Below are 22,321 nucleotides of genomic sequence, written 5' to 3'. Positions count from 1 at the left end.
TTGCCGGCGTTTGCATATCGGCGGTGCGAAAGAGAATGGCAGCATGGCACCACACATGTATCGTCCGGGAGTGGCGGTTCGCTTACTCTCGAGCCACGTCCGCACCCAGTCCGGCCAGCGCGTCGAAGAAGCCGGGGAACGACACGTCGACGTGGTCGGCCCCCTCGATCGTCGTCTCGCCGTCCGCGGCCAGTCCGGCCAGCGCGAGCGCCATGATGATCCGGTGGTCGCCACGCCCCGAAACGGTCGCCCCCTCGAGCCGGGAGTCGCCGCCGTGGATCGTCAGCGAGTCGCGTTCTTCGGTCGTCTCGACGCCCAGCTTCCCCAGTTCCTCGGCCATCGCGCTCACGCGATCGGTCTCCTTGTAGCGGACGTGTTCGGCGTTCGTAATGCGGGTGTCACCGTCCGCAACCGCGCCCAGCGTGGCGAGCGTCGGCAGGAGATCGGGGGTGTCCTCGACCGAGACCTCGATCCCCTCGAGCGACCTCGCTGTGACGTCGATCGTTCCCTCGTCGCGGTTCCACTCGACGTCCGCTCCCATCCGCTCGACGAGCTCGACGACGGCGGTATCCCCCTGCGCGCTGGGCTGTGCTCCCTCGATACGGACGCCGTCCTCGCCGGCGATCGCCCCCGCAGCGAGCGGGTACGAGATCGACGAGAAGTCGCCGGGAACCGCGTACTCGCCGCCCGCCGGCGCGTACGATTGGCCGCCCTCGACCGCGAACCCGTCGTCGGTGCGCCGGGCCGTGACGCCGAACGCCTCGAGCACTTCCAGCGTGATGTCGACGTACGGCGCGGACTTGAGTTCCGTCTCGAGGGCGACGTCGATCCCCTCCGTGGTCACCGCCCCGGCCATCAACAGCGCGGTGATGTACTGCGAGGAGACGTCGCCCGGGATCGACACCTCGCCGCCGGTGATCGGACCGGTGACGACCAGCGGCGCCTGACCGTTGTTGCGGGTGCTGTACGCGTCGCCGCCGAGCTCCCCGATGGCCTCGAGCAACGGTCCCTGTGGTCGCGAGCGGAGGGAGTCGTCGCCGGTGAGCACCGACGTCCCGTCGGCAAGCGCCGCCGCCGCGGTCACGAGCCGCATCGTCGTCCCGCTGTTCCCGCAGTCGATGACGTCTGCTGGAACGTCGGGTCGACCGTCGAACCCCTCGATCTCGAGGGGACCATCCTCGTTGCTCCGCCGAACCGTCCCGCCGAACAGTTCGACGGTGCGGGCGGTCGCCCGCGTGTCGGCGCTCCAGAGTGCGTCACGGACCGTCGTGTCCGCGGCGTACCCCGCAGCGAGGATCGCTCGATGCGTGTAGCTTTTCGACGGCGGTGCCCGTACCGTGCCCCGGACTCTCGAGGGCGAGATCGTGACGTTCATGGTCGGTCTGTGGACTGGCCACCCTATACCGGTACCGATCCACACACCGGCCGCTCACGGACAGCCGATCGACGACGCGATTTCCCGCAGCGAGTCGCCGTCGACCACGCTCGAGACCTCGTAGTTCAGGTCGTCACATTCCCAGAACACGCTCTGAATCCGGCCGTCTCGCCGGTAGGCCGTCCGCCCGTCGAGGGAGATCGATTCGAGGACGTCCGGATCGAACCGCCGCGTCTCGCGAACGGCGACGAATAGTTCCCGTTCGGGACGCTGGGGATCGACGTACCACAGCGTCGTCGTCGTGCCGACGTTCGGTCCCGTTTCGACGACGGTTACCCGATCGAGTTCGTACGGCTCCGGAACCGACGGCTCCGGCAGTTCGTAGGGCGCTTTCGTGGCTGCGGCCGCTCGCGACGCGAAGATGCCGTCCGGCTCGGTGCCGATAGTCACCACTTCCGCGTCAGCCGGCGGCTCGTAGGTAAACGTCCCCGGCGGCAGCCCCTCGTCGATCGCAAGCTCCTCGTACGTGACGGTCATCCGGTGTAAAATATCGCCGTCGGCGTTGCGGACGACGTTTCGCTCGGCGATCGGATACCGGTACTCGTCGTCGATCCAGATCGACCGCGTGACGGTCGCCCCCTCGAGATCGTCGTCCGGGGTGTTCTCGAGGGGGATCCGGTAGACCGTCTCGCCCACGAGGAGCTCGATCGAGCGGTCGGGGTCGTCGTCCGATTTCGGCTCCGCGGTGATCCGGTGGGCCTCGCGCCCGTCGACGGTTTCGGTCCCCTCGGAGACGAGGTCGTAGTCTTCGAGCAGGTCCTCGAGAGCGAGTCGCGGGCCGTCGGTGACGACCCTGTTCGGGTGATAGCGCTTGGAGACCAACCCGTCGTCCGGATAGTAGTCCCACGTTATCGAACGGCTCCTGACCGAGACCGTTCCCGGCGGCATGTCCGGGTCGTCGGATTCGACGACCTCCATGCGTTTCTCCGCGGGCGGCCGCCGATAGATGCGTTCGACGTGTCTCGACGTTTCCGTCGGCGTTTCGGCCGTCGTGATTCGACGGGCCGAGAGATCGGTCAGGTTGCGTCGCGTCGCGATCGCGTCGCGAACGAGATCCTCGGCCGTCGGCTCCGTTCCGGTCCCGGGAACTGCCACACAGCCGGCCAGCGCGGCGAACGTGCCCGCTGCTAGGATCCGTCGACGGCGCATACTCGAGGATCGCAACGTTTCATGATAAGGTTGTGGTTTCGAACAGTCTCACGACGGAACGTCCGATCGGTTCGATCGACCACCCTCTCGAGTCGCGGTATCGATTGACACATACGTGGAAGCGAAACCGATCTCGATTACACGCCGGCCGTCGACCGATACCCCGGGGACGATGCCGCGACCCTCGGGACTATATAGTCGCCACACTGACAGCCGACCATGAAATTGGATGCCGATCTCTCGCCGCTGCGCGAGTACCTCGACGAGGAAGGGTACGACGGCTACCTCATCGACGCCGACGCGTCCGATTCGGACCAGCGATACGTCTCCGGCTTTACGGCACCCGACCCCTACCGGACGCTCGTCACGGACGACGGGGTCCACCTGCTGGTCTCGGGACTCGAGTACGGCCGGGCGAGCGCGGAGGCCGCCGCCGACTCGGTTAGCCGTCTGGCGACCTACGACTACCAGGAACTGGTCGCCGAGCACGGCACCTACGGCGGCACGGTCCGTGCTATCGCGGCGTTTCTCGACGATCACGGCGTCGAGTCGATCGCGGTCCCGCGGGGGTTCCCGACGGGCACCGCGGACGGCTTGCGCGACCGCGGGATCGACGTCGCGGTCGAGCCTGACGGGATCATCGAGGGGATTCGCGCGACGAAGACCGACTGGGAGATCGACCGGATCCGCGCGACCCAGCGGGCAAACGAAGCGGCGATGGCGACCGCCGAGGAGCTGCTCGCGACCGCCGACGTCGAGGACGGGGGCCTCGTCCACGACGGCGACCCGCTCACGAGCGAGCGCATCAAAGAGGCGATCGAAATCACCCTCCTTCGGCACGGCTGCGGGCTCGACGAAACGATCGTCGCCTGTGGTGCTGACGCGGCGGACCCACACGACCGCGGCAGCGGTCCCCTCGAGCCCGACGCACTCGTCGTGATCGACATCTTTCCGCGGGACAAGGAAACGGGCTACTTCGCGGACATGACCCGCACGTTCGCCCGCGGCGATCCGAGCACGGAGGCTCGGCGTCGATACGAGGTCACGAGCGAGGCCTACGAGGCCGGCCTCGAGACGATCGAAGCCGGCGTCACGGGTGCTGCCGTCCACGAGGCGGTCTGTGACGTGATCGAAGAGGCGGGCTACGAGACCCTGCGAAGCGATCCGAGCGCCGACACCGGGTTCATCCACAGTACGGGCCACGGCGTCGGCCTCGACGTCCACGAAGAACCCAGCCTCTCCCCGTCCGGCGGGGAACTCGAGCCGGGACAGGTCGTCACGGTCGAACCGGGGATCTACGACCCCGATGTCGGCGGCGTCCGGATCGAGGATCTGGTCGTCGTCACCGAGGACGGTTACGAGAACCTGACCGACTACCGGGTGGGACTCGAGCCCGCGGCGGAGCAGTGAACCGCTTCGGGGTGTGACCTCGAGCGGTCGCCTTCACATCCGTCGATCGCGGTTCGAGGGTCCGATTGTGCCGTAGAACCAGTGACACACGTACCGCCGTGTGTTCCGTGCGTCGCTATTCGGTTCAAACCCGCGAAACCCGTCCGGACACGACTATAGTATTCCACTGAGATAGATCCGAGCGGGGAGATTTCCGAACAGCAGTCCAATTATGAGTGCGCTAACTGTTTTCTGTACTTGCTTCTCGTACTCGTTGCACTCGCTGCTGTCCGCGAATACGATTCGGAAGAGCCGGATCGGTTTTTTGAGTGGACTTGCCTCGCTCCGGGTCGTCATCCGAGTTTTCAGTTGTCGCTGTTTCCAGAACGACCAGGCGGCGTATCCGAGCACCGATACCACTGCGGCCGTGTACGATAGCAGCCAGACATATGCAGTTATCGGCTCTTCTATCGTCGGTTGATCGACGAACGGCTCTTCCGAAACACTGAGCAGTATCACCGCCAGAGCGATCATAGAGAGTACGGTTAGCACGGTAAACACCAGTGCGGATCTAACGAAGATACCGCCCAAATCGGTCGGATTCAGGAACCATCCCGTTATCGTCCGGTGTTCGTCTTCCGGCCGTTCGTCTTCCGGCCGTTCGTCTTCATCGTCGTCCGCTCCCAGTCGGAGTCGAAGGCTCATAGCGTCTTGATTCGGTTTCGTTGTCACAGATAGGTAAAGAAATCCCCTCACGGGACGGTTTCGGCGACCCGTTCGCCGGTCTCGAGGCCGTTGCGCAACGCCGCGTGCAATCGCCCTTCGCCGGCCACCCAGTCGCCGAGGCAGTACAGTCCCGCCGACGCCGCCCCCCGTATTGGGTCGCGATCGACGCCGGCCTCCGGCAGGGCGTATCGCCAGCCCTGATAGTCGGTCCAGTCCGGCTCGAGCAACCGCTCGTCGTCCAGTAGCTCGGCGGTCAATCGGGCGAGGTGCTCGAGGTTGGTACTCGGATCGTCGTCGAAGTGATCGACGGACCACCCGTGGTTGGCTTGGACGATCACCAGCGATTCGCCGTCCGGTACGTGACCGGGTTTACACTCCTCGCGGGCGATCCAGCCGATCTCGTGGGCTTTGTCCGTGTTGACCAGCGCGTAGTACGGCCGCTCGAGTTCGAACGGGTAGTGGAACACGCCGGTCCAGATCGTCCGGTAGGGGACGGCGTCGACGGCGTTGACGAGAGCCGACCGGTTGGCGGCGTCCCATTCCGCCGCCCGCAAGAGGGACGCGGTCTGTGGTGCCGGCGGGGTCACGAGGATGGCGTCGAAAGGTCCCCACCGGTCGCCGTCGGCGTCCTCGAGTCGCCACACCTCCGCCGATTCGTCTCGTCGGATCGTCTCGACGCGGGTCTCGAACCGAATCGTCGCGTCGGTGTGTGCAAAGAGCCGTGTCGCGATCCCGGACAGGCCGTCCTCGTAGGTCCATTTGTGTTCGTCGGCGTCCCGACCTTCCGACACCGCGCCGTCGCTGTCGAACGTCCAGATCGGCTCCACGATGTCGACCAGTCCGTCGGTCCCTAGCCGCTCGGTCAGCAGTTCCGTCACCCGCTCGTCGTCGTCTTTGACGTAATTCGCGCCGTAGTCGTAGGTGACCTCGTCGCGACGCCGCGTCGCGGCTCGCCCGCAGACGCCGCCGGATTTCTCGAGCACCGTTATCTCCGCGATCGCGTCTTCGACCCGGCGCTCGATGGCGTACGCGGCGGCCGCAGCGGCGGCACCCGCGCCGACGATTCCGATCCGTGTCATGGACGATCTTCGGGTCGGCGGCCCAAGTATCTGCGTCCGATCGGCGGGTCGATGGAACCCCTCGGGAAACAGCAGTCCCCCTCCAGAACGGCCGCGAGGGAACGTCAGTCGTCCGCGTACGTCTCGCGTTCGGCGATCGGGACCTCCGTTCCGTCCGCGGCGGCGACCACGCGTTCGGCCTCGCGTTCATCGGGTACGGTCGTCGACACTCGAAGGTCTCCGACGGTCACCGTTTCGTTGACCGTCGGAATCGCCGCGGTTCCGACCGTCGAGCCACCGCGTTGTACCCGCAGTTGGAACTCCTCGTCGGTCGGCACGACCTCGATCGCATGGTCGTCGACGGTCGCCGCCGTCCGAATCGGCTCGGATTCGAACGATCGCGTCGTCTCGTCGTCGACGGTCAGATCGACGACGTACGCGCTCTCGTTTCCGACCACGTCCCAGCCGGTCCGCTCCACGTTGACGGTCTCCCGCCAGCCGACGGCCCCGACCTCGACGGACGCGTTGCCGTCGTACTCGAGTTGCTCGGCGCGAACCGGGACGGCCCACATCTCGCGATCATCGTTGACGACGATCACGCCGCTCTGGCGGGTCTCGAGAGCGGCCTCCTCGCCGCCGTCGGGATCGACCACGGGGGTCCGGCCGCTCGAGGCGTTTTCCTCGTAGGTTACGGTGTACTCGCCGACGTCGACGCCGCCCGCCCCGGGGACGCTTCCATCGGCGACGACGAACAGGTTCAGCGGAACGCTCGGGAGCGCCACGAGGACGGCGACGACGGCCAGACACGCGACCGCGGTCTGTCGCCGCGTCGGCGTTTGCGAGAGTCGCGACAGCGGTCGATCGCGTGCCGTCGCGGCGACCGCGATCAGCACCGACAGCAAGAACACGAGAGCGACACCGGCACCCTGATAGAGGTAGTATACGTCGTCCCCGCCGGTCCAGACGAGCAGCCACAGCGCCTGGGCCGTCCCGACGAGTACCGTCGCGAAGAACACGCGATCGGCACGCGGGCGTCGGCCCCGGTGGGACAACAGGGCGACGCCGAGGGTCACGCCGAGCAGAAATCCCAGCAGGTGGGCCTGAAACCCGATGCCCGCCCACGCCGGCGGTCCGGGCGCTCCGGGATCGATCGTCTCGCGGATCACCGGCTGTCGCAGGGCGTCGTACAGCGTCCGAAGCGTACTGCTCGCGACGACGGCGACGATCGCCGGCACGGGAGCGGTGACGACCGTGAACCCGGCGATCGCGAACACCGCCCCCGAGAACCCGAGGCCCGGTCCCAGCCCGAACACGGCCGTCACGAACGCGGCTGCGAGCAACGCCCCCGGTACTGCCACGAGCGCGCGTACCCAGGGGCGAGACCGGAGGCTGCCATCGCCGGGTTCGCCGTCCCGGCCGTCGGGCGGATAGTGTCCCCAGGCGTACTCCGCGATCGGGCCGAACACGATCGTCCCGGCCATGTTCGACGCCAGATGATCCGGTGATCCGTGGGCGATCCCCGCCGTGAGCAAGCCGGTGGGATAGAAGTACGACCACGTGACGAACGGCAGCGTAAGCGGCTCGTTCCAGTGGCGGATGCCGCCCTGAACGAACAGGTAGAACGCAACGATGATGCCGACGGTGACGGCGGTTCCCCACGGGACGCCGTACAGGAGTCGATCCGCGAGGTGTCGCCGCCAGCGTCCCCGCCCCTCGCGGTACCACACGAACCCGAACGCGGCGAGTACCGTCGCCACCAGCGCGGCCTGAGTGGGCGCAATTTCCATCGTGCTCCCGTTCGGACGCCCGTGCTACAAAGATTTGCGTCCGCCGCGAGGGCGACGACGCTTGCGGAAGCGGGCCGATCGAACGTCTTTTGCAACGGCGGGCGGTATACCCGCCCAATGGACGTACTGATCGTCGGCGCGGGGGCGATGGGACGGTGGTTCGGACGCGCCGTTGATACCACGGTCGCGTTCGCCGACGTCGACGAAGCCGCCGCACGCGCCGCGGCCGATGCGGTCGACGGAGAAGTCGCCGATCTCGAGGGCGGGGACAGCTACGACGTGGTCTGTCTCGCAGTGCCGATGACCCGCGTCACCGCTGCGATCGTCGATCACGCCGATCGTGCCGACCGGGCCGTCGTCGACGTTTCCGGTGTCATGACGGCACCGATCGAGGCGATGGCCGACCACGCTCCGGACCGCGAGCGGGTAAGCCTCCATCCCCTGTTCGCACCCGAGCGGGAACCGGGTTCGATCGCCGTCGTTCCCGACCGATCCGGTCCCGTCACCGAGGGCCTACTCGAGCGCCTCGAGGCCCGTGGTAACACCCTCATCGAGACGACGCCGGCCGAACACGACGAGGCGATGGAGACCGTGCAGGCGGCGAGCCACGCCGCGGTTCTCGCCTTTGCCCTCGCCGCCGAGCCGGTCCCCGACGGGTTCGAGACGCCGATATACGACCGGCTAGCGGCGCTCGCCGGACAACTGACCGCGGGCACGCCGCGCGTGTATGCCGACATTCAACGGACGTTCGACGGTGCCGAGGGGGTCGCGGACGCCGCGGCTACCATCGCGGACGCCGACGCCGCGGAACTCGAATCCCTCTACCGGACGGCCGCGGAACGCTGGGGGGACGAACGCGAATCGACGACCGACGACGAGGACCGCGATACAGAGGGTGAGACCGCGTGACCGAACAACGCGAGGCCGTCCGCTCGAACGCGAAGTACCTGCGCAACGTGCGGCCGATCGATCCGGAGGAGATCCGCGAGTACGTCGAGGGGAACCCGCATCCGGCGGTCGTTCGACAGCACCTCCGTGAGGACGCCCCCGCCCTCGGCCTGATCGAGCGCGAGGACGGCACGTTCGTCCCGGTTGCAGACGACCCGGTCGCTCCACGCCGGGAGCCGGTCCGTCGGTTCCCCGAAAACTATGCCCGACGGCTCGAGGATCTGCTCGTCGAACGCTATGGCGCGAACTGGCACGCCGACGCCACTGGGGATCTCCTGCGGTCGACGATCCGCCGGTTCAAGTCCCGGTATCTCGAGCGTCGGCCGGTCGAGTACGACGACGACGTCGCGGCGGGGTACGCGATCTACCACCTGCCGGGCTACTACGCCGCCGTCCAGTACGCGCTCGCCGACCTGGCCGACCGCGGCCTGCTGGGCCGACGGCTACGCGTCCTCGATATCGGTGCTGGCGTCGGCGGGCCGGCCCTCGGCCTCTGTTCGGCGCTCCCCGAGGACGCGCTCCTCGAGTATCACGCCGTCGAGCCCAGCACAGCGGCGGACGTGCTCGAGGCGCTGCTCGCCGAGACGGGGCGGAACGTCCACCCGACGATCCACCGGACGACCGTGGAGGCGTTCGATCCCGCGACCATCGCCGACCCCGACGCCGCTGAGACGTTCGATCCGACCGAACCGGACGGCGGCTTCGACCTCGTGCTTGCCTGTAACGTCCTGAGCGAACTCGCCGACCCCACCGCAGTCATGCGATCCGCGCTCGAGATGCTGGCACCTGACGGAACGGTCCTCGCGATGGCTCCCGCGGACAAGAACACTAGTATCCAGTTGCGCGAGGTCGAGCGGGCCCTCGAGGACGAACGGCTCCGCGATCCGGACGCGTTCGACGCCGGGGACGACGATTCCGGTGTCGGCGACCGCCGTGGAACCGTGACCGTCTACGGCCCGCCCGTTCGACTCTGGCCGACCGAACGCCCGTCGGATCGTGGCTGGTCGTTCGACGTCAGGCCCGACCTCGAAGTCCCCTCGTTTCAGCGGAAACTCGACGCGGCGACCCCCGAAGACGACGCGGAACACGCCCCCGGCGAGTTCGTCAACGTCGACGTCCAGTTTTCCTACTCGCTGTTGCGACTCGACGGGACCCGGCGGATCGACCTCTCGCTCGACACCAGCGAGTGGGCGAAAATGGCCGACATGGACCGTCACGTTCCCAACCGTATCGATCTCGTCGCCGCGAAACTCAGTCGATCGCTGAGCGGGACCGACGGCGTGAACCGCGACGACAGCGCCAACCCGCTGTTCAAAATCAGCGACGGCAGCGAACGCGTCGATCACTACGCGGTCGTCACGAACGAAACCGCGCTCAACCGACCGCTGCTCGAGGCCGACTACGGCGAAGTCTGTTCGTTCGAGGGCGCACTCGCGCTCTGGAACGACGACGAGGAGGCGTACAATCTCGTCATCGATGAGGAGACGGTCGTCGACCGCCTCGTTGCCTAAAGCGGTGGGCTTTTCGCGCCGGCCTCCGACCCAGTCGGTATGAGCGACGCCCTCGAGATCCTGCTGACGAACGACGACGGGATCGACAGCACCGGCATCCGTGCGCTCCACGACGCGCTGTCGGAACACGCCAACGTGACCGTCGTCGCCCCCGCGAGCGATCAAAGCGCCTGCGGGCGATCGATCTCACACGAAGTCGACGTCCACGACCACGAGCTCGGGTTCGCTGTCGAGGGAACGCCCGCGGACTGTGTGGTCGCCGGCCTCGCCGAACTCGGGCCCGTTCCGGATCTCGTCGTCGCGGGCTGTAACAAGGGTGCAAACCTCGGCGAATACGTCCTCGGCCGGTCGGGAACGATCAGCGCGGCCGTGGAAGCCGCCTTCTTCGACGTGCCCGCCATCGCCACTTCGATGTACGTTCCCGTCGACGACGCCCCGCTCGACGAGGTCGACCTTTCGACCGACGACTACGCCGAAGCGACCCGCGTGACGAGCTATCTGGCCGAACACGCGCTCGAGGCCGGCGTCTTCGATCACGCGGCCTATCTCAACGTCAACGTCCCGGTATCGGACGGCGAGCCGGCATCCATGGAGATCACGCGGCCATCGAAACGCTACGAGATGGACGCCGAGCGCAAGGGAGATCGCGTTCACCTCCACGATCGCGTCTGGGAATCGATGGCCCCCGACACGCTTCCGGATCCCGAGGGAACGGATCGGCGCGCGGTCGTCGAGGGACGAATCAGCGTCTCCCCCCTTACTGCACCCCACACGACCAACCACCACGAAGCACTCGACGCGCTCGCGGAAACGTACGACGAGACCGTCTCATTCGACTCCTGACGGGATCGGCGTCTGGGGGTACCGAGGAGTTGGCAGCCCTTTCGGTTTCGCCGCCCGGTGATTCGGGTACAATCGGCAAAGAAGTCAAATGCCTTTCAGTAACCCGGACGAATTTGTACCCCGATGGCGAACAGTCACCCATGACGACGGTCGAGATCGAGTACTGTGTCCCGTGTGGGTTCCTGTCCCGGGCCGAAGACGTCCAGCACGCGTTGCTGACGACGTTCGGGGAGGAACTCGACGCGGTAACGCTCTCGACGGGGGCCAACGGCGTCTTCGTTGTGCGCGTCGACGGCGAGCCTGTTTTCGACAAAAGCGAGGCCGACTACGACGTCGACGGGATCGTCCGACGCGTTCGTGAGCGGCTGTAACGTGATCGACTCCGAGCAGTCGAACGGGAAACCGTGTCACCATCGTGACGGAATAACCGACTTGCGGGTCGCAAGGCAACCGCCCTTCGACAACGGAGCCGTCACCGAAGTCGTGTACGGACGTGTTCCCATCGTCACGCGGGGTTGCATACATATATAAATGATCGTACAGAAGGTCACGGCAACTGCGTTCACACAACACTGCTCTCAGGACGGGTGATCGAACATGGTATTCAGTACACTCTGGACTCGCCTCACATCTCTCTGGCAGCGCAACTCGACGGAGGAGGGACAGTCGGGCGAGTCCACACCGGCAACGACAGCGGAATCGACGGCGGAAACCACCGAAGACGAAACGCTGAGTTACGCCGAAGAGATCGAATACGGCGTCGACGAACGCGAGCTCCCCGACGAGGACAAGGTTCTCAGACTGCTGGTCAAACGCGGCGGCCGTGTCGACGAGTCGACCGTTCGCGAAGAAACCGGCTGGTCGGAAGACCATCTCGAGTCCGTCATCGAGCGCATGGAGGACGACGACCAGATCAGCGCGATTACCGTCGGCCGAAAACGAGTTATCTGCCGACGCGGGTTCGAACCCAAGGGGTACCGATCCCATCTCAACGAGTAACATCCGCCCGACACGAGCGTGTTCGCGTCGGAGGCGACGGCGCTTGAAGGTGGGTCCGGTGGCCGTAATTCGGAGTCGCCGCCCCTCGAGAGTGGGGGGACGGTTCGTCGACCCGTTCGGAACGCACCGATGTCGAATCGAAGCGCCACACCGGATGAAATCCGGGACGGTTAGTTTCCCGGATCCATTTCGAAGCGAGGCCAGCCGTCGACGAGCGACTCGGGTAATCGGGTCGCGTTCTCCTGCAGTCGGTCGACGACGACCGCCGTCTCCTCGCACCGCACGCCGCGCTGAACGCAAAACGGTTCCGTCGCCCAGTCGACGAATCCGGACGTCGACAGCACGGGTAAGTGGCGGTGTTTGAGTTCTCGTCGGAGGTCCGCAAGCGACATCGAACGCTGTGGCGAGGTCGCGGCGTCGGGAAGCGCCACCCGACGTCCTGCCGGTTCGTCCCGCAACGAGCCGATTCCCTGACGCCGAAAGCGCCTTGAACACCTCGTTCCACCGATCGATAACTTCGTCCTCGTCTCGTATCCGGTCCCCGGCCGTACTACTGCAGCGTGGCCCCGAACGAATATTATTGTTGGATATAATTAATATTGGGGATGTTCGGAGTGGAGTTACTCGCCAGCCTACTGGATACCGCTCCTCGAGAACGTGTGAGCGGCGTCTCGGCCGCTTTCGCTACGGGGACGGTCGGCTACTTTGGACCCTCCAGAGCGAAGGATAAATCACATTCTGATATATCAAATGCGGCCAGAACCGATCAGGATCGCTTTAGGTATCTCATCGAACCTATTCGGGACTACAGCTCATTCAAACGACTCAATGTCGACCGTGCGTCTGTCCAGGACGTCCTTTCGATCGTCCGTCTGCCCCACTTCAGCGTAGTCCATCGGCCCATCGACCTGATGCGCGTTCGGCCCCGGTTGGTTGCCGAGATAGACGATGTTCGGATTGGTACCGATATCCTCGAGCAATTTGTACGTCGAGTCGACGGTCCCGCCCTCCGCTTGGACGAGCGCCCGGGCTTCGGTCTCGGTCATCCCGTCGGCGTCTTCGGTCTCGGCCGGTTCCGTATCGCCGGTGAGGACGTCGATCGCCTCTTGAACGGTCTCGTCGTCCGGGTTCATGGCCTGTACACGGGCCAGTGACGGGTCGTCCAGATACTGCTGTGGGTCGCTCTCGGGATCGTTCATATCACCGAACTGGATCGCTTCCGGCGGACAGGCGTCTTCACAGGCGGTCGTTCCGACGAACTCCTCGCCTTTGGTGCCGTCCTGTCGGGTTGCACAGAACGTACACTTGCTCATGGTTCCACGTTTGGCCCTGCTACCGACTGGCCGGCCGCGTTCGTCGTAAACGTGGTCCTCGTCCAGTTCCTCCTGTGGAACGTCCGGTTCGCCCCACTGAAAGTAGTTGACGCCGTACGGACAGGCGACCTGACAGTACCGACAGCCGATACAGACGTCGTAATCGGTCAATACGAGGCCATCCGAATCCCGAGTGTGGCGGGCCGTCGTCGGACAGACTTTCTCACACGGCGCGTCGGTACAGTGTTGACAGGGTCGAATAAGCCGGTTTTGTCCGCCCGGAGTACTGTCCTCGTAATCGAGGATGTACATCCAGTTCGCCCCCTGATCCCAGTTGTGTTCTTCGGCGCAGGCGACGACACACGCGAGGCAGGCATCGCATCGCTCGTTGTCGAGTACCATGCCCCACTGGGTCCCGTCGTCCCCCTCGTCCTCTTCCGCGTGCTGTACCGCAGCAGACGGAGATCCCCCATCGCTCGGACCGGTTTCGGCCGTTCCCCACGCCCCGAGACCGATGAAACCCGCCCCCGCGCCCACTTTCTTCATCACTTCCCGACGTGACTTCTCGTCGACGCCAAGTTGCGAGAGCGTCTTCTCGAACCGGCCACCGTCTTCGTCGGCAGTCGATTCGGCGATCGGCCGCTGGTCTTCGCCGAACTCCTCGAGCATGTCCTCGTGATAACGGTCGTGGAACTCGGCTTCCGTGAGTTCCCCTTTCGTCACCGCCATCGCGTCTCTGGCCATCTCAAACCCGAGCTCGGTGTCGTACTCGGTTTCCTCGAGCAGTTCCTCGAGGTCGTTTTGCCACGATTCTCCGAGCGGATGGAACGTCTCGTCGGTTGTATCCTCGTTAGAATCCATTGTATGCCTCGTGCTCGTGGCACTCTTGGAAGATTACCAATTGGTAACTTCTGTCAGGGTAGGTGTACAGCCCCGTAAAAATAAAAAGCCGCCTTGCAATCAACGGCGGTTCACGTTTGAAACCGAAAACATGCGGTAGAGTGACCAATACCTCCGATCGACCCCATCTCACGGGGGGTTTTTGGTACGCACGTCCATATCATGGGCCATGGGTGACGAACCCCGGGAGTCACGGCGTCGACTGCTTCGCGTGACTGGTTGCGGCTCTCTCGTCGCGCTCGCCGGCTGTCTCGGGAGTGACGACGACGAAAACGGTGTCAATGATCGACCGGCCGACTGGTGTTTCGAGGACCTCGACGAGTCAGTGCCGGACATCGAAGCGAACGCCCCGAGCATCGACGGCGTCGAGCGCAAAGCGCCGGAGAACTTGCTCTCCAAGGAGGACGCCGGCTACCACTGCGGTCCCGTCGAGGGACAGCAGTGTGGCAACTGCACCTTCTACATCGACGACAGGGACGGCGACGCGATCGGAGCCTGTACCGAAGTCGCGGGACAGATCCGCTCGGTCGACTGGTGTGAACTCTGGGCGGCGAGGGCGAAAGTGCAGGACGGGTAGTACGCTGGAGCGGTCCGAAGCCGGCCCAACATCAGTACCGACTCGAGGTCGTTCGGCCTCGAGAAGCCAGATATTGCTATGCTTCCCTAGCAAGATTCTTATGTGAACCAGACATACACTGCTGTATGACTGTCGACCGAATCAGGGATTCGAACGGCAATACGATCACCGACTACCCGTCCTTCCGCGAGGACGGAGCCGCGGTCCTGCTCGCCATCGTAGACGGGTCGGCGTCCGGACCCGCCGGCGCACACGCCAGATACTATCACCGCGACCGAAACCGTATTGAACTGTTCCGCAAGGACGCGGATGTGGACGAGTACGACCGGCTCGGCCAGCAACAACTGGGTCCGGACGAACCCATCGGCGCGTACGTTCGGGAGATCCAAACTGCGGCAGTCGACGCCGATCTGAGCCCGTTCGCGAAAGCGATGGCACGAGCGGAGCAGTTAGCGGACACCGGCGCGATCACCCGTCCTCAGGCGGAAGTCTACGCCCTTCGCGCCGAACAGGGAGTCCTCCGCGAGGACGCCGCAAAGATGCTCGGAAAATCCAAGAGCACGCTCGATTCCCTGCTGCTCACCGCGAAGGACAAGATCGATCGAGCCGACCGGCTGGCCCGGGAAACCGTCGACACTATCCAGTTCGAAGGCGAATCGGCCCCGCTCTACGACGCCGCGGAACTGTCCGAATCCGACTTACTGACCACCGCCGAGTTCGAGGATCTCGTCGGCGGTTCACTCATTGCGGGCGGCGACGGCAACGTCGTTCTCACGACCGACGACGGCAGCTACTACGTCGTCGCCTCGTCGACCGACGGCGGCTCGACGGAAATCCACGGGGTGGTTCCAGTTGCGGAAGCGAACGACGCGTTCGATCTCGTCTCCTGACCCAGGGGTTCGGTCACACTGTGTCGACGTCCTCCCCCGACGCCAGTCGACCGGTGTCCCCAACGACGGAACGTGGACTGTTTCCGTACGCCGTCACGGAGGCAGAGCGGGGAGCGGCTGACCGCTTTCGATCTCGTGATCGCGGCCACCCCTCGTCACCGACGACGATCCGTAGACGAGAGCGTTCGAGTACAGCGGGCACGTTGGTCACCACAAAACCGACTGACAGTGTGACAACAGATATTTCATCGCCTCTTCCGAATGGTTCGGACAGGGGTTGTTGGAATGGACGTTCAGCCAAAAGCGCTCTTTTCCGAGCCAAGTGGATGGGATTCAGCCCGAGTCTCAGTTTTTAGTTCACTCGCGTTCTTCAGTATGTACGTCTATTTCGAACTCTTGTATGGTAGTGGGAGCAGCGCTATACTCGTTATAGGGGCGTCAATGGCTCTCTCCGCCGTTGCTGAAATGCTTCCACCGAACCGACGACACTTTGCGGGAACCTTGCGTATGATAGCAATCGGTATTCTCGTGATTCTGGTAGTCTTCTCACTACGCGGGATAGTCTCGTAAACACTCTCCGCGAAACGCTTGAACTGACGACCCCGATCGATTCTGGATCGCTAGATTCTCGAGAGCACGGTACGTGTCCCCTTTCGAGAGGACTTTCGCAGCTCGCGTGCTGAACCAGCGCTTCGTTTCGGTTTACTTCCGGAACTGTTGATCGAATAACTCAACGGATGCCGGAACTCAATATTAGAGTGTTTTATATGAGTTGCATATAGAAAGCGGTGTGTGACAGCAGAACGATCTCGGAGAGCGGCGTTGATGGGGTCACTAACGACTGTGGTCGGGTTAGCTGGATGCACGGCGCTCTCGTCGTCGGAGCCAGAACTATCATCACTCGACGTGGATCGGGTCGAACCACGGCTAGTCGAGGTCGATGTTCGGGATCGACCGGGAACGGAGCGCGAGTTCTACGGTGTTATTCAGAACACTGGAGTACAGGGGGATCTTCTGGTCGCACTTCATTTCACCTCCTCTGGTGAATCGCCGGGTCCCTCGACGAAAGTAGCCGGCCGAACAGTGTTTTTTGACGAAGACGAGCGTCGAGAGATCACGTTTCACCAGGAACCGTCCAGCGGTTCGTTCGAATACCATATCGAGGCGCTCCCGATCACGTACACTGGCATCGTCGAAAACAGCGGTGGCGCAGGAGAGATCGACGTTCGAATTATCGATCCGGAAACCGAAACCGCTCGGGACAGTCGAGAAATCTGGATCGACGAGGGAGAACGCCGGAAACTAGAGTTTCGAGGCCCATACGAGTTCGAGGGCGACGAGTACTGGATCGAGGCAGAACCGCTCTAGGCGCCTCGTGGATCGTTAGTTGAGTGGGTTTTCAATAGACGGTTTCCTCGAGGAGCCACGGGTTCGATACCGGAATACGGTGCGCGCGATCCCGTCCCGGACGAAACGGTCCGCGGAAACGCACCCCGAATCGGCGTTTCGGAGGTCGGCAGCGGTCACCGAGCAGGAGCAACCAGTTACGAGAGCGGGGCCGAGTTATACTGGAAGCCGTTTACGGAGCCGACACCACACGGCTGTCGATTCGGGAAGCGCTCCTGCCCCCGCTGCAATTGCGACGGCGAAATACGCCGGCGAGACCGTTTCGATTCCCACGAGGGGGGCGACGGTCCCGGCGATGCCGCCGCCGATCAGGACGAACGCGCCTGCGTACCGGACGGCATCGATTGCATCCCCCACGTCCGTCTCTTTACCTCTGTTTTGATTATAACTATCGATTGGTCGGGATAGGAACTGCTCGCAAGCAGAACGGCCGACGAGCGCCGACCTCGAGCCAGGGATTGTGAGGGGGTCGGTACCTGTCTCTCCTCGAAGTATCCTCCTCAACAAACGACAGCTAATATAACAGCAAAATCGCACGCCGCCGACTCCCTGTGAGTGAAGTGAAGCAGAAGTGGACTCGCCGGGATTTGAACCCGGGGCCTCTCCCATGCCAAGGGAGTGATCTACCTCTGATCTACGAGCCCTCGTTCGCAACACGACCTTTCCGGCGGGAATAGATAAACCCCTCGAAATTCTCGAGCCTCCCCTGACGTTCGCTCACACGGTACCCGGTCTCTCACCGTGGCCGCAAAGCGATGTCTCGAGGAGTCTGACAGCGAGCCGTTCTAGAAACCCTTTAGTCCGTTCCGCTGGAAGCGAGTGTGGGAAGCGCACGGCCGCAAATCCGACGTTGTCATCCGGGCTTTCGGATGGCTTGGGATTGCGGAAGTGCACCGGCAGTCGGTCGTCCCGACTGTCGCACATCGAGCGGTCAGTGCGGTTCCTATCCTCGAACAATGGCACGAATGCATACGCGCCGCCGTGGCTCGTCCGGTTCGGACAAGCCGGCGGCAGACGAACCCCCGGAGTGGAGCGACGTCGACCCCGAAGAGGTAGAACAGCGGGTCGTCGAACTGGCAGAGCAGGGCCACGATCCCAGCCAGATCGGGATCAAGCTGCGTGACGAAGGCGTCACGGGAACGCCCGTACCCGACGTCAAGCTGGCGACGGGCAAGAAGATCACCGAGATCCTCGAGGAACACGATGCCGAACCCGAGATCCCCGAGGATCTGCGGAACCTGATGGAACGAGCCGTGCGGCTTCGCGAGCACGTCCAGGCGAACCCGCAGGACTACCAGAACAAGCGCGCCCTGCAAAACACCGAATCGAAGGTGCGTCGTCTGGTCGACTACTACCGCGGCGACGAACTCGAGGCGGACTTCACGTACTCCTACGACGTCGCGAAAGAGCTCCTCGACGAGAACTAGATGTCCACGGACGGTCGTCCCGCGGATGCGACGCACGCAAGACCCGATCGCGAGCAGCGCGAACGGCTCGAGCGTGCGGCGTTCGTCCGGCTGGTAACGCGGGCGGACGGCGACGCGCTCGCGGCGAGTGGCATCCTCGCCAGTGCGCTTCGCGCACGCGGAACGCCGTTTCAGGTGACCGTCGGCCGAACGGTGACACGGCGAACGAAGCGAGCACGGTCGCCCGCCGAGGCGAGCGAGGACGACGATCTGACGGTCGTCGTCGGGGCCGTCGATGCGGACGTTCACCGTCTCGATTCGGCCGACCGGCCCGCTACGCTCGCGGCCGTCGACCTCGCGCGGCAACTCGAGACGGACGCGGGGCCGGACCCGATACTCGCGCTTGCCGGACTCGTCGCGGCCGGCGTCGAGCCGGGTGCCGGCGAGAGCGAGTGGCTGCTCGAGACCGCTCGGGAACGCGGGCTGCTCGAGCGTCGGCCGGGCCTTGCGGTGCCGACCGCGGATCCGGTCGATGGCGTCGCTCACTCGATCCGGCTCCGAGCGCCGTGGTCGGGTGACCCCGACGCCGCTCGCGACGCGCTCGCGGCCGCCAACGTCGATCTCGACGGGGCGGCCGACCCGGACACGGCCGCGGACGCGGACGAGCACCGCGATATCGCGTCGGTCGTCGCCCTCGATGCCGTCGGGGCCGACGACGCCGAAGCGGTCGCCGCGGAGACGGTCCAGCGCGCGCTGCGACCGTACGCGACACCCGACGGCCCCTTCGAGACGCTCGGTGGATACGCCGACGTACTCGAGGCGGCCGCGAGGGTCGAACCCGGAACGGGTGCTGCGCTCGCGATGGGCCACGACGCCCGTCGGCCGGCACTGGCCGCGTGGCGCGAGTACGGCCGGGCGGCCCACGGCGCGCTCGAGACCGCTTCGACCGGTCGGTACGACGGCCTGTTCGTCGTCGGCATCGATGACGGACCCGTCGAGGCGGTCGCCCGTCTGGCCGTGGCGTCGCTGTCGCCGGAACCGGTCGTGCTCGTCGTCGGCGACGGTGAGGCTGCGATCGGCACCCGCGACGACGGGTCGCTTGCGGCGACGATCGAACACATCGCTCGCGGGCTCGAGGACGAATCCGAGTCCGCGGTCGAGTACGACGTCGGTCGCCGACGTGGCTACCTGCGGTACGACCCGGACGTGGACGAATCGACGATCATCGCGACGGTGAGGGGGCGACTATGACCGGGCGTCGACGCGCGACGATCCGGACGACACACGACGACCCTGAACTCGTCGCCCGGGCGCTGTGCCCGGACAACACGGCCGAGATGGAGACCGACGTGGCCGAGGACGAGACTGCAGTCGTCACCCGGATCGAACGCGAGACGACCGGCGGACTCCACTCGACGGTTGATGACTACGTCGTCAATCTCGAGGTAGCGGTTGCCGTCGCGCAGTCGGCGCGAAACGAACAGGGCGAACACCCAGCGGACACGGGTACAGTGTCCGACACAGACACGACACACGATACACAATGAGTGAACGATCAGTTTCACGCGCGAAACAGGAAAAGCGGTGGTATACCGTCCTGGCACCGGAGCAGTTCGACCGCCAGGAACTCGGCGAAACCCCCGCTGACGAACCGGAAAAGGTCTACGACCGAACCATCGAAACGACGCTGGGCGAGCTCACCGACAACGCCAGCGAGAACAACACCAAGCTGACCTTCAAGGTCACCGACGTCGGCAGCGACTCGGCGTACACGGAGTTTACGGAACACTCCCTGACCCGTGACTACCTGCGCTCGTTGGTCCGTCGCGGCGCCTCGAAGATCGAGGCCTACGTGACCGTTCTCACGACGGACGACTACCGCGTGCAGATCCAGCCGGTCGCCTTCACGACCAAGAAAGCGGACGCCAGCCAGGAGAAGGCTATCCGCGAGCAGATGGTCGAGATGGTCGAAGAGGCCGCCGCCGAGCGGACCTTCGAAGAGCTCATCGACAGCGTCGTCGAAGGGCGTCTCTCCTCGGCGATCTACGGCGAAGCCAAGACGATCTATCCGCTTCGCCGGGTCGAGATCCAGAAGTCGACCCTCGAGGCCCACCCCGAGGAAGTCGCCGAAGAGGAAGCGACCTCCGTCGACGTCGGGTCCGACGACTGACGCGATCGAAACGTACGCCGTTTTTTCGACGCTTGCCGGCCACGGTGAGCGGACAGTAACTGGTTCGATGCGGTTGTCCGGCGACTATCGGTCGCTCGAGTCACCCGAGGTGTACCGGATCGACCTTCAGATACTCCCGCAGGACGACGGTCGCGTACGAGCCCTTTGGCAGGGTAAACGACAGCGAGAGCGGCTCCGTCTCGCGGGTCAGTGTCGTCCGGACGAGGATCGCACGTCGGGTTCCGGTCGAGTGGAACTCTCCGGGGAGATCGAAGTCCGCCGGCGTGAGGCCGAGGTCATCGAGGACGGCCCGCTCGATGTCGCCCTGTTTGCCGTCCGCGAGTTCGGTTTCGGTGCCGACCAGCGGCGCGGTGACGAAGGCGCGGCCACGCTCGCAGTGGCGGGTTACCGAGTCGACCCGGCGTTCGTCGACGCGCTGGAGCCGATCCGTATCCGGGAGGACGACGCCCTCGGGGGCATCGGTATCGGAAAAGCAGACGACGTCTCCGGCGACGGGCCGGTCGAACGGTAGTCCGCGCTCGAGGCGTTCGCTGAGCATCCGGTTGAACGCGTAGGACTGGGCGGCGTGGACGAACAGCCGCTGGAGGTTCGACGGAACGCGCTCGAGGGCCGCCCGGAAGGTCTCGGCATCGGGTTCGTCGCCGGCTTCGGCGAGTTCGTGCAGCATCGACCGTTCGTAGCGGAGTCGGTTCGGAAACCGGTCGAGGGCCGCCTGCCAGTCGCGCGTGTCGTCGACGAACGCACGGGCCGCCTGCGTTCCCTCCGGCTCCGCGTCCGTCGGGGACCCCAGATAGGCCAGTACTGCGCCCTCCCAGTCGCCGCGGGCGATCGCCAGTCCGACCTCGTGAGTGACCGGTCGACGGCTCCCGAAGCGCTGCTGGCCGAAGAAATTGGGGACGCCGATCGCCCTCGTGGCGGTATCGACGCCTTCGTCGCCTCGAGTCCGCTCGAAACGCTGGTCGTCGAGGCCGCCGAACGCGTGTAACTCGTCGGTGATCGTCGCCGCGTTGCCGGGCGCGTCGGGATCGCTGACCACGAGTTCGAACTCGTTGCCCGCCAGATCGCCGAACTCGAGCCCCCGGCCCGCACGGCCGAGGACTTCGAGATCGACGCCGTCGATATCGGGCAACTCGTCGGGGGCTGCGCCGTAGATCGAGAACAGTTGGGTTGTCACGGCGTACTTGTCCTTCGTGCCGGCCCAGTCGACCCGTTCGCGCGAAACCCCGAGCGCGTCCGAGAGGCGGGCGGCGAAGTCGTTCGTGTCCCACCCGCGTAGCGTCGCGCGAACGACGAGATGCGGATAGGCGTTGGTCGGTGCATCGACCGGTTCGGTGTCGAACCGCTCGAGTTCGCGCACCCGAAAGTGCTCGTCGTCGTCGCGGAGACGGCCGCCGACGCCGTCGGTATCACTGACGTAGTACTCCATCCCGACGGCGCGTTCCGTTGGATGTGCCGGACGCATGCTGATTGCGGGCGGTTCGGCCGCCGGGAATAAATCGATTCGCTCTCGCGGATCGGCGCTCGATGCGCGACGGATCTGTTTTCTTGATAACTTATTTACTCGTGGTTGGTTTCCGTGTGAGTATGAACCTCGGCGACGCGCTCGACGAACTCGGTGACGTCCTCGACGGACAGGAGATGACCGGCCGACAGGCAGCGATCATCATCGGCATCTGGATGGGCGTAACCGTCGCGTTCGGCGTCATCGCGTATCTCGTGGTCTTCGTCTATATGGGGTACTAATGGACACACGGTCGGCCCCGTCCCCGATCGATCGGTCTCGGTGTGTTGG

The 22,321-nt window shown here is 64.8% G+C and carries 23 protein-coding genes and 1 tRNA gene; 14 read left to right on the top strand and 10 right to left on the bottom strand.

Going from position 1 to position 22,321, the window contains the following annotated elements; genetic code table 11:
- Positions 1 to 82: 82 nt before the first annotated feature.
- Both aroA and TX80_RS10535 read right to left on the bottom strand, forming a co-directional pair.
- Positions 83 to 1,375, bottom strand: a complete 1,293-nt coding sequence (gene aroA / locus TX80_RS10540) for a 3-phosphoshikimate 1-carboxyvinyltransferase (RefSeq protein ID WP_049923053.1) — start codon at positions 1,373 to 1,375, stop codon at positions 83 to 85.
- 54 nt (positions 1,376 to 1,429) lie between these two features.
- Positions 1,430 to 2,584: a LolA family protein gene (locus TX80_RS10535; protein WP_049923052.1), complete on the bottom strand. Its 1,155-nt coding sequence runs from the start codon at positions 2,582 to 2,584 to the stop codon at positions 1,430 to 1,432.
- A gap of 219 nt (positions 2,585 to 2,803) precedes the next feature.
- On the opposite strand from TX80_RS10535, the gene TX80_RS10530 reads away from it, so the two are divergent.
- Positions 2,804 to 3,994: a M24 family metallopeptidase gene (locus tag TX80_RS10530; protein WP_049923051.1), complete on the top strand. Its 1,191-nt coding sequence runs from the start codon at positions 2,804 to 2,806 to the stop codon at positions 3,992 to 3,994.
- 153 nt (positions 3,995 to 4,147) lie between these two features.
- On the opposite strand, the gene TX80_RS10525 is transcribed toward TX80_RS10530, so the two are convergent.
- The 3 genes from TX80_RS10525 to TX80_RS10515 form a co-directional block, all read right to left on the bottom strand.
- Positions 4,148 to 4,678, bottom strand: coding sequence for a hypothetical protein (locus TX80_RS10525; protein WP_049923050.1), 531 nt, complete (start codon positions 4,676 to 4,678; stop codon positions 4,148 to 4,150).
- A 47-nt stretch (positions 4,679 to 4,725) separates the two neighbouring features.
- Positions 4,726 to 5,778, bottom strand: coding sequence for an NAD(P)/FAD-dependent oxidoreductase (locus TX80_RS10520; protein WP_049923049.1), 1,053 nt, complete (start codon positions 5,776 to 5,778; stop codon positions 4,726 to 4,728).
- 104 nt (positions 5,779 to 5,882) lie between these two features.
- Complete coding sequence (locus TX80_RS10515) at positions 5,883 to 7,544, bottom strand: rhomboid family intramembrane serine protease (protein WP_049923048.1); 1,662 nt, start codon at positions 7,542 to 7,544, stop codon at positions 5,883 to 5,885.
- 117 nt (positions 7,545 to 7,661) lie between these two features.
- On the opposite strand from TX80_RS10515, the gene TX80_RS10510 reads away from it, so the two are divergent.
- From TX80_RS10510 to TX80_RS10490, 5 genes are all read left to right on the top strand, one after another.
- Positions 7,662 to 8,453, top strand: coding sequence for a prephenate dehydrogenase/arogenate dehydrogenase family protein (locus TX80_RS10510; RefSeq protein ID WP_049923047.1), 792 nt, complete (start codon positions 7,662 to 7,664; stop codon positions 8,451 to 8,453).
- Complete coding sequence (locus tag TX80_RS10505; protein ID WP_049923046.1) at positions 8,450 to 10,003, top strand: small ribosomal subunit Rsm22 family protein; 1,554 nt, start codon at positions 8,450 to 8,452, stop codon at positions 10,001 to 10,003. Before TX80_RS10510 ends, TX80_RS10505 begins: the two co-directional genes overlap by 4 nt.
- 39 nt (positions 10,004 to 10,042) lie before the next feature.
- Positions 10,043 to 10,846 (top strand): 5'/3'-nucleotidase SurE, encoded by an 804-nt coding sequence (surE, locus tag TX80_RS10500; protein WP_049923045.1) that lies wholly within the window; start codon positions 10,043 to 10,045, stop codon positions 10,844 to 10,846.
- 140 nt (positions 10,847 to 10,986) lie between these two features.
- Positions 10,987 to 11,217, top strand: a complete 231-nt coding sequence (locus TX80_RS10495) for a SelT/SelW/SelH family protein (protein ID WP_049923044.1) — start codon at positions 10,987 to 10,989, stop codon at positions 11,215 to 11,217.
- 226 nt (positions 11,218 to 11,443) lie between these two features.
- A complete protein-coding gene (locus TX80_RS10490) occupies positions 11,444 to 11,845 on the top strand; it encodes a helix-turn-helix transcriptional regulator (RefSeq protein ID WP_049923043.1) in 402 nt (133 codons plus the stop codon).
- A 170-nt stretch (positions 11,846 to 12,015) separates the two neighbouring features.
- On the opposite strand, the gene TX80_RS10485 is transcribed toward TX80_RS10490, so the two are convergent.
- A complete protein-coding gene (locus TX80_RS10485) occupies positions 12,016 to 12,276 on the bottom strand; it encodes a hypothetical protein (RefSeq protein WP_230198709.1) in 261 nt (86 codons plus the stop codon).
- Between the two features lie 381 nt (positions 12,277 to 12,657).
- Positions 12,658 to 14,019, bottom strand: a complete 1,362-nt coding sequence (locus TX80_RS10480) for a 4Fe-4S ferredoxin N-terminal domain-containing protein (protein ID WP_049923042.1) — start codon at positions 14,017 to 14,019, stop codon at positions 12,658 to 12,660.
- A 208-nt stretch (positions 14,020 to 14,227) separates the two neighbouring features.
- Here TX80_RS10480 and TX80_RS10475 point away from each other — a divergent pair, with 208 nt between their 5' ends.
- The 3 genes from TX80_RS10475 (at position 14,228) to TX80_RS10465 (ending at position 16,893) form a co-directional block, all read left to right on the top strand.
- A complete protein-coding gene (locus TX80_RS10475; RefSeq protein ID WP_049923041.1) occupies positions 14,228 to 14,635 on the top strand; it encodes a high-potential iron-sulfur protein in 408 nt (135 codons plus the stop codon).
- Positions 14,636 to 14,760: 125 nt separating this feature from the next.
- The gene (locus tag TX80_RS10470) at positions 14,761 to 15,525 is read left to right on the top strand and encodes a hypothetical protein (RefSeq protein WP_049923040.1); all 765 of its coding nucleotides are present in this window, start codon (positions 14,761 to 14,763) and stop codon (positions 15,523 to 15,525) included.
- Positions 15,526 to 16,608: 1,083 nt separating this feature from the next.
- The gene (locus TX80_RS10465) at positions 16,609 to 16,893 is read left to right on the top strand and encodes a hypothetical protein (RefSeq protein ID WP_049923039.1); all 285 of its coding nucleotides are present in this window, start codon (positions 16,609 to 16,611) and stop codon (positions 16,891 to 16,893) included.
- A gap of 195 nt (positions 16,894 to 17,088) precedes the next feature.
- Here the strand turns inward: TX80_RS10465 and TX80_RS10460 are convergent, their stop codons facing one another.
- Entirely contained in the window at positions 17,089 to 17,289 is a 201-nt protein-coding gene (locus TX80_RS10460) for a hypothetical protein (protein WP_049923038.1), read from the bottom strand.
- A 215-nt stretch (positions 17,290 to 17,504) separates the two neighbouring features.
- Positions 17,505 to 17,576 (bottom strand) — tRNA-Ala (locus TX80_RS10455).
- A 312-nt stretch (positions 17,577 to 17,888) separates the two neighbouring features.
- Here TX80_RS10455 and TX80_RS10450 point away from each other — a divergent pair.
- The 4 genes from TX80_RS10450 to TX80_RS10435 are packed head-to-tail and all read left to right on the top strand — an operon-like array spanning position 17,889 to position 20,508.
- Positions 17,889 to 18,359, top strand: coding sequence for a 30S ribosomal protein S15 (locus TX80_RS10450; RefSeq protein ID WP_049923037.1), 471 nt, complete (start codon positions 17,889 to 17,891; stop codon positions 18,357 to 18,359).
- The gene (locus TX80_RS10445) at positions 18,360 to 19,589 is read left to right on the top strand and encodes a hypothetical protein (protein WP_049923036.1); all 1,230 of its coding nucleotides are present in this window, start codon (positions 18,360 to 18,362) and stop codon (positions 19,587 to 19,589) included.
- A complete protein-coding gene (locus tag TX80_RS10440) occupies positions 19,586 to 19,885 on the top strand; it encodes a KEOPS complex subunit Pcc1 (protein WP_049923035.1) in 300 nt (99 codons plus the stop codon). Before TX80_RS10445 ends, TX80_RS10440 begins: the two co-directional genes overlap by 4 nt.
- A complete protein-coding gene (locus TX80_RS10435; protein WP_049923034.1) occupies positions 19,882 to 20,508 on the top strand; it encodes a 30S ribosomal protein S3ae in 627 nt (208 codons plus the stop codon). Before TX80_RS10440 ends, TX80_RS10435 begins: the two co-directional genes overlap by 4 nt.
- Positions 20,509 to 20,608: 100 nt before the next feature.
- Here the strand turns inward: TX80_RS10435 and truD are convergent, their stop codons facing one another.
- Complete coding sequence (gene truD, locus TX80_RS10430) at positions 20,609 to 21,991, bottom strand: tRNA pseudouridine(13) synthase TruD (RefSeq protein WP_049923033.1); 1,383 nt, start codon at positions 21,989 to 21,991, stop codon at positions 20,609 to 20,611.
- Between the two features lie 122 nt (positions 21,992 to 22,113).
- Between truD and TX80_RS19420 the strand changes: the two genes are divergently transcribed.
- Entirely contained in the window at positions 22,114 to 22,272 is a 159-nt protein-coding gene (locus TX80_RS19420; RefSeq protein ID WP_195893064.1) for a hypothetical protein, read from the top strand.
- Positions 22,273 to 22,321: the final 49 nt, after the last annotated feature.

Origin of the sequence: Halopiger djelfimassiliensis (assembly GCF_000455365.1) — an archaeon.
In the GTDB taxonomy this organism is placed as follows: domain Archaea; phylum Halobacteriota; class Halobacteria; order Halobacteriales; family Natrialbaceae; genus Halopiger_B; species Halopiger_B djelfimassiliensis.
Note: the sequence above shows the minus strand (reverse complement) of the source record. Positions and strands in the feature narration are given on the sequence as shown.

Coding starts and splice junctions, on each gene's coding strand:
- TX80_RS10495 (WP_049923044.1), top strand. CDS start 10,987: ATGACGACGGTCGAGATCGAGTACTGTGTCCCGTGTGGGTTCCTGTCC.
- TX80_RS10450 (WP_049923037.1), top strand. CDS start 17,889: ATGGCACGAATGCATACGCGCCGCCGTGGCTCGTCCGGTTCGGACAAG.
- TX80_RS10435 (WP_049923034.1), top strand. CDS start 19,882: ATGAGTGAACGATCAGTTTCACGCGCGAAACAGGAAAAGCGGTGGTAT.
- TX80_RS10480 (WP_049923042.1), bottom strand. CDS start 14,019: ATGGATTCTAACGAGGATACAACCGACGAGACGTTCCATCCGCTCGGA.
- TX80_RS10525 (WP_049923050.1), bottom strand. CDS start 4,678: ATGAGCCTTCGACTCCGACTGGGAGCGGACGACGATGAAGACGAACGG.
- TX80_RS10535 (WP_049923052.1), bottom strand. CDS start 2,584: ATGCGCCGTCGACGGATCCTAGCAGCGGGCACGTTCGCCGCGCTGGCC.
- TX80_RS10530 (WP_049923051.1), top strand. CDS start 2,804: ATGAAATTGGATGCCGATCTCTCGCCGCTGCGCGAGTACCTCGACGAG.
- TX80_RS10470 (WP_049923040.1), top strand. CDS start 14,761: ATGACTGTCGACCGAATCAGGGATTCGAACGGCAATACGATCACCGAC.
- TX80_RS10445 (WP_049923036.1), top strand. CDS start 18,360: ATGTCCACGGACGGTCGTCCCGCGGATGCGACGCACGCAAGACCCGAT.
- TX80_RS10510 (WP_049923047.1), top strand. CDS start 7,662: ATGGACGTACTGATCGTCGGCGCGGGGGCGATGGGACGGTGGTTCGGA.
- surE (WP_049923045.1), top strand. CDS start 10,043: ATGAGCGACGCCCTCGAGATCCTGCTGACGAACGACGACGGGATCGAC.
- aroA (WP_049923053.1), bottom strand. CDS start 1,375: ATGAACGTCACGATCTCGCCCTCGAGAGTCCGGGGCACGGTACGGGCA.
- TX80_RS10440 (WP_049923035.1), top strand. CDS start 19,586: ATGACCGGGCGTCGACGCGCGACGATCCGGACGACACACGACGACCCT.
- TX80_RS10475 (WP_049923041.1), top strand. CDS start 14,228: ATGGGTGACGAACCCCGGGAGTCACGGCGTCGACTGCTTCGCGTGACT.
- TX80_RS10490 (WP_049923043.1), top strand. CDS start 11,444: ATGGTATTCAGTACACTCTGGACTCGCCTCACATCTCTCTGGCAGCGC.
- truD (WP_049923033.1), bottom strand. CDS start 21,991: ATGCGTCCGGCACATCCAACGGAACGCGCCGTCGGGATGGAGTACTAC.
- TX80_RS19420 (WP_195893064.1), top strand. CDS start 22,114: ATGAACCTCGGCGACGCGCTCGACGAACTCGGTGACGTCCTCGACGGA.
- TX80_RS10515 (WP_049923048.1), bottom strand. CDS start 7,544: ATGGAAATTGCGCCCACTCAGGCCGCGCTGGTGGCGACGGTACTCGCC.
- TX80_RS10520 (WP_049923049.1), bottom strand. CDS start 5,778: ATGACACGGATCGGAATCGTCGGCGCGGGTGCCGCCGCTGCGGCCGCC.